Raw genomic sequence first — 13177 nt, forward strand, 5'->3', positions numbered from 1 at the left:
CAACTACCCTTTCTTTTGCAAATAAACAGTAGATAGTGGCGGAAGATCAACAGTGAAAGAGTAATCTTTACCCTGCCACTCTTGCTCCGTTGCTACAAATACCCCCATCGTATCACCCATTGGGAAGTTACTACCCCAATAATAATGACTATCAGTATTCAAAATCACTTCATATTCGCCAAGCTCGCTGACTGGAATACGGTAACCTTCACGCGGAATTGGCGTAAAGTTTGAGATACAAATAATGTGTTTATCTTGGTCTTTATTGTGACGGATAAAAGAGAAAACACTGTTTTCGCCATCACTGTGATCTAACCATTCAAAACCTTCAGTGCTGTAATCAAGTTCGTAAAATGCACCGTTCGCTTTGTAAAGATGGTTAAGATCTTTAATTAGTTGTTGTTGTCCGGCATGTTTATCAAACTCCAGTAAATCCCAATCTAGGCTACAGTCATGGTTCCACTCGCGTGACTGCGCTATTTCAGCTCCCATGAAGTTTAATTTTTTACCCGGATGTGCGTACATAAAACCAGAGTATGCACGTAAATTTGCAGATGCTTGCCACTCATCACCGGGCATTTTATCAATCATGCTCTTCTTACCGTGAACCACTTCATCGTGAGAAATAGGTAATACAAAGTGCTCATTGTAGTGATATACCATCGAAAATGTCATTTCGTGGTGGTGGTGTTTACGGTACATTGGGTCTTGTTGTACGTAACTCAAGGTATCGTGCATCCAACCCATGTTCCATTTGAAACCAAAGCCTAAGCCACCTTCAAAAGTCGGTTTAGAAACGCCAGTAAAAGCCGTTGATTCTTCCGCAATGGTCATCGCATGAGGGTATTGTCCATAAACCTCTTCGTTAAACCATTTTAATAAACTGATTGATTCATAGTTATGGTTACCACCATCAACATTCGGTACCCATTCACCCTCTTCGCGTGAATAATCCCAATAAAGCATCGATGCCACGGCATCAACACGCAAGCCATCAACATGGAATTTATCAAGCCAAATTAGCGCACTCGCGACTAAGAACTGACGTACATTGTCACGACCAAAATCGTAGATGTATGAGTTCCAATCTGGATGCCAACCACGGCGAGGATCTTCATATTCGTATAATGGTGTACCATCAAAACGTGCTAAACCATGCGGGTCAGCCGGGAAATGTGCAGGCACCCAATCAACGATAATACCAATGCCCGCTTGGTGAGCAATATCGATAAAGTATTTAAGGTCGTCAGCATCACCAAAACGGCTTGTTGCTGCAAATAAACCGACCGGCTGATAACCCCAAGAACCATCAAACGGGAACTCTGAAATGGGCATGACTTCAAGATGGGTGTAACCCATTTCAACCAAGTAAGGGATTAAATCCGCCGCTAATTCACGGTAGCTAAGCATACGCTCAACACCTTGATCGTTTTTGCGTTTCCATGAGCCTAAATGCACTTCATAGATACTCATAGCAGTAAAACGTTTATCGCCAGATTGAGAAGCACGCCATTCGCTGTCGTTCCATTGGTACTTATCATGGTCTACAACAATCGATGAATGTGATGGGTATTGCTCAGCTTGGAAACCAACCGGATCCGCTTTATGCGGTAAACGATTACCCAGTCCATCTTTAAGTTCAAATTTATAAGCGCAACCCGCTTCTAAACCCGGTACAAATAAAACCCAATGACCACACCAGCTGCGTTGCATTGGTTGGCGTTGACCATCCCAATGATTAAGCTCAGTGATCAAACTAACACTGGATGCATTCGGTGCGTAAACAATGAAACGTACACCGCTAACATTCAAATCATGACAAGTAACCGTTTTAAGCTGTGCCCCTAATGTTTTATATACATTTTGTGGCGCATCTTTTAACGTTGATAAACCGTCAAAGGCAATATCATGGAACTGGTACGGGTCAATGAATCTATTTTGTGCATCTTGATAATGCGCATTTAATTCATAGGTAAATTTTTCATCTAGTGTCGGCAATGCAAGTTCAAACAAACCCGCATCATCCACTTTAAGTAATTCAGCTTTTGCTTTTTTAGCGCCCAATTCAAATAGTTCTACTTTTTGCGCATCCGGTAACCAAACACGTAAAATGTAGCCACCTGAAGTCGCTGGTAATAATCCTAAACGTTCAAAAGGGTTATCTAACTTAGCTTCTTTTAATAGATTAATCAGCGAACTGTGCTCAACATGTAATGATTCCTGTTTTTTGACCACTTCTGTAGGTGCTTTTTTAGCGCTACCTTTAGTTGCCACTTTTTTAGGCGCCGCTTTCTTCACGGCTGTTTTTTTAACGGGCGCTTTAGTGGGCGCTTTTTTAGTTACTGCTTTAGCTGCTTTTTTACTCATAGTATTGATTGCCTAATAATTATTAATTATTTAACTGCTTCATTACGTGCCGTTGTTAGATTGTCTAACAACGTTTTAATCTGTTCATTATCAAATATTTGTTCAATGTTATGGCTAAGCTTACGTTGCCAATTTCGATATTCATCGCTAGTACCAGGTACGTTCACAGGTACTTCCATCTCTAAGAAATCTTCTAGCTGTAAGCTCAATAACGCAGAAGTGCCCTTTGCAAGATGTGTTTGCAGTGCAAAATTCAGCGTTTGGTCCATACCTGTTTGTGTAGCATCACGGTTATATGCTACAGGAAGGCTATCGTGGCCATGTAAACTATTGAGAATTTGTTGTTTACAATAAACGCGATTTTCCATCAGCACAGCTAATGCTTCAGCATCAGGATATAAACCCAGTTCTTTACCCAGATATAAGTCATCACAATGCCAGTACCCTTTAATGGTTGGCATATCGTGTGTTGATAGTGCTGCCATCGCTTGATTTTTATAATGCGCAGGTGAGATATAACCACCGTCATCCGCTTGCTCAAAAAAGAACACTTTATAAGAATAAACCCCTGCTTCTTCAAGCAATACATCAATGCCTTCTGGCACAGTGCCTAAGTCTTCACCTATTACTAAACACTGGTTACGTTGACTTTCTAACGCTAATAAATTTAGCAAGTCTTGTACTGGATAATAGATATAAGCGCCGGCTTCTGCCGTTGCATTATCTGGCACCCACCAAAGGCGTAACAAGGCCATTACATGGTCAATACGTAATGCACCACAGTGGCTCATGTTCGATTGTAATAACTCAATAAAAGGCTGGTAAGCGCTTTTATAAAGCTGGTCCGGTGACATTGGTGGTAATCCCCAACTTTGACCAAGCGGGCCTAAAATATCAGGTGGCGCGCCAACACTAATCTCTTCACAATAGACTGAGTGGTTTGCCCAAATTTCAGAACTACCTTTACCCACACCTACCGCAAGATCGCGATAAATACCTAATGTCATGCCTAACGACTTAGCTAATTGATCCGCTTCTTCAAGCTGTAATTCAGTCACCCACTGGCAATAACACCAAAACAAGACTTCTTGTTTATTATCTTCAATCCAGGTTTGAGAAGCTTCACTTTGATATGCGTGGAATGCTTCAGGCCATACAGGCCAACCCCATAAGCTTTCATCTTCTGCTAAGAATTTGAATTGTAATGCGTCGTAAGCCGCTTGCTGTAATAAGGCATCACCTTTTAACGCAACGTATTCATTGAATGCGCTAAGGCGTTTTTCAGTGTTTTTATCGCCCTTATTTAAGGTACTGAATAAGGTACGTAATATAGCGAGCTTTAATTCTGTTACGCCTTGGTAATCCACCCATTGCGAGTCACGCAGTGAACTTAATTTGTCGTTAAACTCAGGGCTATTAACCGTGCTTTGTAACGCCTGATCAGACTTAAATTCTGCGACATTGGTTAAATCGGTATAAAGTACATTGAGCCATTTTCTAGAAGATGGGCTGTACGGACTGGCATTATTTGGCTGTGCAGGAAAAAGTGCATGAATCGGGTTTAAACCAATAAAGTCACCGCCATGGTCAGCGGTTTTTTGCAGTAGCACTTTAAGATCACTAAAGTCACCAATACCCCAGTTATTTTCACTTTTAATACAATACAGTTGTACGCTAGATCCCCATATTTTTTTGCCTTCTTGCATCGCTTTAGGCGTGAAACAGGCACTAGGGGTAATAATGAATGACATACTTGTCAGCGCTTCTTCATTACCTTTTTCGAACACTTCAAGTAGATGGTAACCCTGTGGCAGGTCAACTTTTAATGCCACTTGGTAACATTGAAACTCTATTTCCGAGATTTCATTCACCGCAACGAGATCAAAATCCGTCGCAACAATGTTTTGTTTAATTTGTTTTTTGTCTTCAGTGGTGATTTGGTAGATTAATGCATCGGTAACAAAATCAATCGGTAAACAGATGTCAATGATATAACTATCTGCTTGTTGGGCAACGGTCACCGGAGGTAACAAAGATAACCAGTGTAATCTCTCTTGTTCATGATAATGATTTTGTAATTGTGTTTCATCACTCGTATCGTGCCCCATCTTATTAATGAGGTTCTTTATGTTTTCTTCTGAAACAACAGCCGGTTTTCCCCAAGCATCGACGAAATTTGGATCAATTGCTTTTAATTCCATAAACATATCTAAACTAGAACGGATCATATAACACCTTTATATTTATTCTTAATATGCTATTTAAATAGCACAAGATTAACAATTGATTTATTACAGAACATTTATATCATATTTTGATGTCGTGTAAATTAATTATCAATACAAAATGTAATAATGCGTTAAGTTGCTTAAAAATCGAGTTATTTAATGATGTATAACAACAATTCGTAAGACAGACTTGAAGCATCTGGCATTATTGCTTTCATAAAGAGAAACTTCATAATAGAGTAATTAAATATTCGATTTAAGCTCCTGTTATAATTCATTACGTTACCCTTCATTACAAAGGCAAATTTATGATCTCACACCTTTCTTTAACGACTACTAAGTCACTTTCAGCTTCGGTCAGTCTGCAAACAGATGCGAATGGCTTCGAATTTTTAATCATTGAGCATCAAAAATTAAGTGCGGCTTTTGCTTTACATGGCGGTCACCTTGTTCACTTCCAACTTGCCGATCAAGCGCCTATTATTTGGTTAAGTAAAACAGCCATTTTTAATGATAAAAAAGCAATACGTGGTGGCGTCCCTGTTTGTTGGCCATGGTTTGGTGCTGCAGATCCCGCATTAGGTGAAAACTTACCCGCACATGGTTTTGCACGCACTAGTAAGTGGGCCTTAGGGGATATTTCAGAGTCTACAGAGGGTGTTGTAGTAGAATTGAAATTACACAGCAGCGAAGCAACATTAGCGCTGTGGCCTTTCCAATTTGAGTTGACATTAAAAGCGACCTTAAGTGATACATTGAAACTCGAACTCATCACCGAGAACAAAAGTGCAACATCACTAACCTACCGCAGTGCATTACATACCTACCTGAATATTAGCGCGCCGGAAAATGTCAGCGTATCAGGCCTTAATGAGTATTTTTATAATTCATTAAAAGGTAAAGTATTGGAAACGGGCGATACAACACTCTTAATAGACCAAGCTATCGATGCCATTTATAACAAAGCCAATGGTCAAATTTTGCTTGAAGATAGAAAATTGCAACGCACGCTGAGCATAACAAATACAGGTAATGACTCAGAAGTACTTTGGACACCTTGGGTAGAAGGCGCTCAAGCCTTTGCAGATATGCCAGATAATGGATACCAAACCATGTTATGTATTGAGTCAACGATTACCGGTGAGCATGGCCAACAAGTAGCGGCAGGTGAAAAACATACCTTAAGTACATACATAAAATAACCATTTCGTTGTTTTATTACATTCTTCACCTCAAGGGATAACGTCACGTTATCCCTTTTTAGTTAATCAACTTGGTTATTTTATTCAAGATATCGTTGTTATTTTGATCTATTTGCAACGGTTACTAATCACTTACGGCAAGAAATCCTCAAAAAAGTGACAATTAGCAGTAAAAATGGGGTTTTACTTTCTTTTCTGTGAAATTGCACTTAATATGGCTGCGTAATTTAATTACAGGGTCATTCGTTTAATAAAACAACAGAATGACAAAATTTGTTTGTAAATTGGTAATTTTATTAGTTAATTGTAGTTTTCAGAGCAAATTACTTGACCAACATCAAGTCCACGCTCTTTTTCATATCTATAATGAAGACAAGTTTTAAAATCAAACCATCCAAAAGGATCTAAAAATGACAATTAAAATCGGTATCAACGGCTTTGGTCGTATCGGACGTTTCGTATTTCGTGCGGCTTGTGAACGTGCAGACGTAGAAGTTGTTGCAATCAATGACTTAATCGACGTTGAATACATGGCTTACATGCTTAAATATGACTCAACACATGGCCGTTTCAACGGTACTGTTGAAGTTAAAGACGGTAACCTAGTTGTAAACGGTACTACTGTACGTGTTACTGCTGAACGTAACCCTGCTGACCTTAAATGGGATGAAGCTGGCGTTGACGTAGTTGCTGAAGCAACTGGTCTTTTCCTTACTGACGAAACAGCTCGTAAGCACATCACTGCTGGCGCTAAAAAAGTTGTTTTAACTGGTCCTTCTGGTGACGTTCCAATGTTCGTTAACGGCGTAAACTTTAACGAATACGCTGGTCAAGATATCGTTTCTAACGCTTCTTGTACTACTAACTGTCTAGCACCTATTGCTAAAGTTCTTAACGACAAGTGGGGCATTGAATCTGGTCTTATGACTACTGTTCATGCAACTACTGCAACTCAAAAAACTGTTGACGGTCCTTCTGCTAAAGATTGGCGTGGTGGTCGTGGTGCTTCTCAAAACATCATCCCATCTTCAACTGGTGCTGCTAAAGCAGTAGGTAAAGTAATTCCTGCTCTTAACGGTCTTCTAACTGGTATGGCTTTCCGCGTACCAACTGCTAACGTTTCTGTTGTTGACTTAACTGTTAACCTTAAAACTGCTGCTACATACGAAGAAATTTGTGTTGAAATGAAACGTGCTTCTGAAAATGAATACGCTGGCGTTTTAGGTTACACAGACGAAGCTGTTGTATCTCAAGACTTTATCGGTGAAGTTCAAACTTCAGTATTCGATTCTGCAGCTGGCCTTGCGCTAACTGACAAATTCGTTAAAGTTGTATCTTGGTACGACAACGAAATCGGTTACTCAAACAAAGTTCTTGACCTAGTTACTCTTATTTCTAAATAAGTTTAATTAAGACATCTTTGTTAAAGCCTATACTTCGGTATAGGCTTTTTTTTGTCTAAATTTTAAGATAACAAATTCTTCCAATTGAATTCCGTATCTTAGTACGATAACGAAATCGGTTACTCAAACAAAGTTCTTGACCTAGTTTCTCTTATTTCTAAATAAGTTTAATTAAGACATCTTTGTTAAAGCCCGCATTTATGCGGGTTTTTTTTTGTCTAAAATTTGGCTACATTTCGCAAAAACGAAATCTAGCGTTGTAACACAAGCAAACAAAGTTCTTGACCTAGTTTCTCTTATTTCACCTATTCATAAATAAACAAGAGTTTAATTAAGACACCTTTGTTAAAGCCCGCATTTATGCGGGCTTTTTTTTGTCTAAATTTTAAGATAACAAATTCTTCCAATTGAATTCCGTATCTTAGTACGACAACGAAATCTAGCATTGTGATACTAGCAAACAAAGTTCTTGACCTAGTTACTCTTATTTCACCTATTCATAAATAAACAAGAGTTTAATTAAGACACCTTTGTTAAAGCCTGCATTTATGCGGGCTTTTTTGTGCCTGAAATTCGTCAAGCAACGAAACCTAGCGTTGTAACACAGGCAAACAAAGTACTTAACCTAGTTTTTCTTATTTCTAAATAAGTAGTAATTAAGTAAGCTTTTTGTGTCTGAAGTTCGGGATAAAAAATTCGCATAATTAAATCCTGCATTAGCTAGAACAAAGAAATTATGTTCTTAGACAATGAGGCTATATTTACATGCCTGTAACAAATTCCCTTGCTGAGGACTCTGAATGAGCTTGGTATCTATCAACCGCTACCATTTGTGTTTTTTTTATACAAAATCATTGAACAGACTTTGTGAACAAAGTCACAACCTGTTATGGTAGCGCTTTTAGCGATTACCCAATTAGGAATTCAATTTTGAGCCAACTACCTTTCTCTTCACTCCCACTACACAGTGACCTTCTTAGCAATCTTGAATCCCTAGATTATAACGAAATGACTGATATCCAAGCACAAAGCTTACCTGTTATTTTAGATGGTAAAGATATCATCGCTCAAGGTAAAACAGGCTCAGGTAAAACAGCCGCTTTTGGTTTAGGTCTATTAAACAAGTTAGATGTAAAACGTTTTCGCATTCAAACACTTATTTTATGTCCTACACGTGAACTTGCTGACCAAGTCGGTAAAGAAATCCGTCGTCTTGCACGTGGTATTCACAACATTAAAGTATTAACACTTTGCGGTGGCATGCCTTTTGGCCCGCAAATCGGATCACTGGAGCACGGCGCACATATTATCGTTGGCACACCAGGTCGTATTGAAGATCACCTTAGTAAAGGCACGTTAAACTTAGACAACGTCGATACATTAGTGCTTGATGAAGCGGATAGAATGCTTGATATGGGTTTCCAAGATTCGATTGATAACATCATCGAACAAGCGCCAAAAGAACGCCAAACGTTACTTTTCAGTGCAACTTTCCCTGATCAAATTGCAAATATTGCAAAACGTATTTTAAAAGATCCTGTAACAGTAAAAGTTGAATCAACACACGATAACGATGCTATCAGCCAATACTTTTATAAAGTATCAAATCATGAAGATCGTATGTATGCATTACGTTTATTACTTTTACAATACCAGCCAGAATCGGCAGTGGTATTTTGTAATACTAAACGTGAAGTACAAGAAGTGAATGATGAATTAGTTAACCGTGGTTTCAGCGCGATTGCACTACATGGTGACTTAGAGCAAAAAGACCGTGATCAAGCACTGATTCGTTTTTCGAACAAAAGTGCCTCTATTATGGTGGCAACCGATGTTGCTGCACGTGGACTTGATATCGATAACTTAAGTGCTGTATTTAACTTTGATATTGCCCATGATCAAGAAGTACATGTTCACCGCATCGGTCGTACCGGTCGTGCAGGGAAAAAAGGACTGGCCTTCTCTTTCTACAGTAATAAAGACGCAGGTCGTATTATTGCACTAGAAGATTATTTACAACGTAACATCTCTGAAGATGCTTTACCTTCAGAGAGCGTTTTAGACTACACACCAACACAATCGTCAATGATCACAATTCGTATTGAAGGCGGTAAAAAGCAAAAACTTCGTCCAGGCGATATCGTTGGTGCATTAACAGCAGACAACGCGCTGACCTTTGAACAGATTGGTAAAATCCAACTTTCTGCTAATTGGTCTTACATCGCAGTACAACGTGAATGCATTAAAGTTGCCTTCAACAAGTTAAGTGAAGGTAAACTTAAAGGTCGTAAGTTCCGTGTAATGGTTGTACGTGGATAGTCTCAAAAACAAAAAACATCAATAACACATCATCAAGACAATGCGCGAGTTTAATGCTTTAATAAGCTTAAACTCGCGCTTTAACACCACTTCTTTTAATACCCTATATTAAAAGAAACGCCTTAAACCAACCAACATAAGCACTTACAGTAAGCCTAAGTAACATTCAAACAACAATTTGTAACATAGCGTAACAATGCCTTCTTTCCTTGTAAGCAAATGTAACTTCCTCTTTTATGTGATCGTTTCATCATGTTTTTTATCTATTCACCGCTATACTCCCGTTATCAACTAGATAATTTAATAAAACTAAAACCGGAGTGTTGTATGAATATATTTGGAAATTTACAAAAAGTAGGGAAGTCATTAATGCTTCCTGTATCTGTATTACCTATCGCAGGTATTTTACTAGGTGTAGGTGCTGCAAAATTTAGTGTATTACCAGACGTAGTTTCACAACTAATGGAACAAGCCGGTGGTGCTGTTTTTGGTAACATGGCGTTACTATTTGCAATTGGTGTTGCACTTGGTTTTACTAAGAATGATGGTGTAGCAGGTCTTGCTGCTGCTGTTGGTTATTACATCATGATGCAAACGGTTGAAACTTTAGCACCTGGCGCAAACACAGGTGTTCTAGGTGGTATCATCGCCGGTGGTATTGCGGCTGCCATGTTTAACCGCTTCTACAACATCACGTTACCTGAATACTTAGGTTTCTTCGCGGGTAAACGTGCTGTACCAATCATGACAGGCTTAACCGCTATCATTATGGGTGCAATCCTTGCTGTTATCTGGCCTCCAATCGGAACAACTATCGCATCGTTCTCACATTGGGCTGCAAACCAAAACCCAACAGTTGCCTTTGGTATTTACGGTGTCGTTGAGCGTGCATTAATCCCATTTGGTTTACACCATATCTGGAATGTACCTTTCTTCTTTGAAGCGGGTACATGTACGAACCTTGCTGGTGAAGAATTAAACGGTATCTTAACGTGTTACTTATCTGCTGATGATGCATCACGTGCAGCGGGTAATGGTTTTGGTCAACTAGCCGGTGGTTACATGTTCAAAATGTTTGGTCTACCTGCTGCTGCAATCGCAATTGCACATTCAGCTAAACCAGAAAACCGCGCTAAAGTAATGGGTATCATGGCATCAGCTGCGTTAACTTCATTCTTAACGGGTATTACTGAACCAATCGAATTTGCATTCTTATTCGTAGCGCCTGTGTTATACGCAATCCACGCTTTACTTGCTGGTTCTGCATTCGTAGTAACTAACATGTTAGGTATGGTTCACGGTACTTCTTTCTCACATGGTTTAATCGACTTCTTGGTTCTGTCTGCAAACGCTGAAAAAATGGTTTACTTCATCGTTATCGGCCTTATCTACGCAGTTGTTTACTACACGTTATTCCGTGTTGTGATTAAAGCACTAGACCTTAAAACACCAGGTCGTGAAGATGACGAAGCTGAAGAAACAGTGGTACTTAATAACGAAGAAATGTCAGCAGCATTAGTTGCCGCATTTGGTGGTAAAGCTAATATTGAAAACTTAGATGCATGTATCACTCGTCTACGTATCAGCGTTAACGACATCGAAAAAGTAAACCAAGCAGAGCTAAAACGCATTGGTGCAGCAGGTGTTGTAGTATCAGGTAACGGTATCCAAGCAATCTTTGGTACTAAGTCTGATAACTTAAAAACAGATATGGAAGCTTACTTAGCTAAGTAACGCTTAATGTAACAAAGCAGTACAGATTAAACGGCAAGCCCTGCTTGCCAACAATTTCAAAGTAGAAATAGTCATAACCAACTCTCCTTCGGTTAACTATTTCTACTTTTTTTTGCTTTAAATTCCCTGATTAACCATTAATGTAAAAAACTTCATTTACATCACACAACCCACAACGTAGAAATCATTCTTAAACAGCTAAACCCACTCTGCTTGTTAGTCCCATTGGTAGTATTGTCCTCTGTTCGTCTTGCTTATCTTTCATAGACCCATCTTGCATAAATTCATTTCTCCAATAGCACCCTTTCTTCTATTTGAATCTAAGCAATCCGTTTGGTTTATTAATACATTAGCTAAGTGATTGCAATTCAGTAACCTTGTATACAATTAACAGATAAGGGTGATTTACGATTAAAAACAGTCCCAATTAAGCATTCAATTACAAGTGAATGTACTCAGTGGCGTTTATAAGAATATTATGAATAGGTATTGGTGTATGGGGAAACAGCTCACTCAGGTGATAACAGGATGTTGCTATCGATAGATTAACTTAGCGAACCATTCGCACAGGGTTCGTATACTCGACTTACTGATACCGATTGGGAAATATGAGTAAGTCGAGTGCTACAGGTAGGTAGGTAAGTAGGTAGGTAAATTTATTTATTAACCGCTCGAATCGCCAATGACAGTTGTTTAACAACATGCTCTGCAGTGGCTTTATCGTTATGAAAGTAATTACTGATGATTTTACTCATTTCCGTTTGCAAGTAGCTACTTGTTGCCATATTTTGTGAAAATGAAGGCACTAGCTCATTGCTATTAAAATCGGCATAGGATTTTTGTGAACAACTATCAAAACTTTGCATATCCATATTGATACGCACTGGAATAGAGCCTTTTTGAATGCTAAAGGCGCGCTGAAAATCACTAGAAATCAGCGTTTCAACAAATTTTCGCTTATTGTTATCTTGAATTTTGTTGTTATGTTTTTTAAAAAAAACAAAACTATCAATATTATAACTAAACAACCCTTCACTTTGTGGCACATCAACACAAAGGTAATCTTCCATGACCACTTTACCTGATGCCTGCCACATACCTTTTGCCCAATCGCCCATAAATTGCATGGCCGCTTTTTTATCACTGAGCAGTTGGCTTGCGTCTACCCAGTCTTTGCCCTGCATATCTTGACTGGTATAACGATAAAGCTGTTTAAATTGTGTAAATGCAGTGATCATATCTTGTGAAACTAACACCGACTCATCGAATTGCACAAAGGCTTGTTTGTATTTCTCAGCCCCTAATAACGATAATGCCACAGACTCAAATAACAGGCTATCTTCCCACGTGGTGCCGCCGTGCGCGATAGGAATGTACCCCGCTTTTTTGATTGTTTCAGCGACGGTAATAAATTCATTCCACGTTGTGGGCGCGGTTAATTGTAATTCTTCAAATATCGCTTTATTCAGCCATAACCAGTTAACACGGTGAATGTTAAGTGGTAATGCCATGTAATGACCTTCATAACTAATTGTTTCTTTTACAATATTTGGCAGATGCTTATCCCATAACTCTACGGGTAAAATATTATCGACCTCATTTAACATGCCCATTTTTGCCCATTCAGCGATATCAGGACCTTTAATTTGCGCAGCTTCTGGTGAATTGCCTGACAAGGCTCTCATCTGTAAAACGCGCAGCGCGCTTTCGCCCCCCCCACCGACAATAGCAAAGTCTTGCCAATCAACATTCTGTTGTAACAAGGCTTCTTTTAACACCGCTTGTGCTTGAATTTCTCCCGGTGAAGTCCACCAATGTAAGACTTCAAGTGAACTAGCGGCGATGTTAGTAGAAAATAATAAAGGCACTAATAACCACGAGGTAGTGACTATTTTTTTAAACGTTTTAATTTTTGGACTCATTT

The 13177-nt window shown here is 39.0% G+C and carries 7 protein-coding genes; 4 read left to right on the forward strand and 3 right to left on the reverse strand.

What is annotated here, in order from left to right:
* Positions 1-3: 3 nt before the first annotated feature.
* Positions 4-2367, reverse strand: a complete 2364-nt coding sequence (gene glgB, locus CXF74_RS04020) for a 1,4-alpha-glucan branching protein GlgB (RefSeq protein WP_101081119.1) — start codon at positions 2365-2367, stop codon at positions 4-6.
* Positions 2368-2393: 26 nt separating this feature from the next.
* Positions 2394-4595: a 4-alpha-glucanotransferase gene (gene malQ / locus CXF74_RS04025; protein WP_101081120.1), complete on the reverse strand. Its 2202-nt coding sequence runs from the start codon at positions 4593-4595 to the stop codon at positions 2394-2396.
* A 308-nt stretch (positions 4596-4903) separates the two neighbouring features.
* Here malQ and CXF74_RS04030 point away from each other — a divergent pair, with 308 nt between their 5' ends.
* The 4 genes from CXF74_RS04030 to ptsG all read left to right on the forward strand — a co-directional run bounded on the left by CXF74_RS04030 (position 4904) and on the right by ptsG (position 11253).
* Entirely contained in the window at positions 4904-5797 is an 894-nt protein-coding gene (locus CXF74_RS04030) for a D-hexose-6-phosphate mutarotase (protein WP_101081121.1), read from the forward strand.
* Between the two features lie 410 nt (positions 5798-6207).
* Positions 6208-7200 (forward strand): type I glyceraldehyde-3-phosphate dehydrogenase, encoded by a 993-nt coding sequence (gap, locus tag CXF74_RS04035; protein ID WP_101081122.1) that lies wholly within the window; start codon positions 6208-6210, stop codon positions 7198-7200.
* A gap of 930 nt (positions 7201-8130) precedes the next feature.
* Positions 8131-9519 (forward strand): ATP-dependent RNA helicase DbpA, encoded by a 1389-nt coding sequence (gene dbpA / locus CXF74_RS04040; RefSeq protein WP_101081123.1) that lies wholly within the window; start codon positions 8131-8133, stop codon positions 9517-9519.
* Positions 9520-9846: 327 nt separating this feature from the next.
* Complete coding sequence (gene ptsG / locus CXF74_RS04045) at positions 9847-11253, forward strand: PTS glucose transporter subunit IIBC (protein ID WP_101081124.1); 1407 nt, start codon at positions 9847-9849, stop codon at positions 11251-11253.
* A 656-nt stretch (positions 11254-11909) separates the two neighbouring features.
* Here ptsG and CXF74_RS04050 read toward each other — a convergent pair.
* The gene (locus tag CXF74_RS04050; protein ID WP_101081125.1) at positions 11910-13175 is read right to left on the reverse strand and encodes an ABC transporter substrate-binding protein; all 1266 of its coding nucleotides are present in this window, start codon (positions 13173-13175) and stop codon (positions 11910-11912) included.
* Between the last annotated feature and the right edge of the window lie 2 nt (positions 13176-13177).

This window comes from Psychromonas sp. Urea-02u-13 (assembly GCF_002835995.1).
GTDB lineage: Bacteria > Pseudomonadota > Gammaproteobacteria > Enterobacterales > Psychromonadaceae > Psychromonas.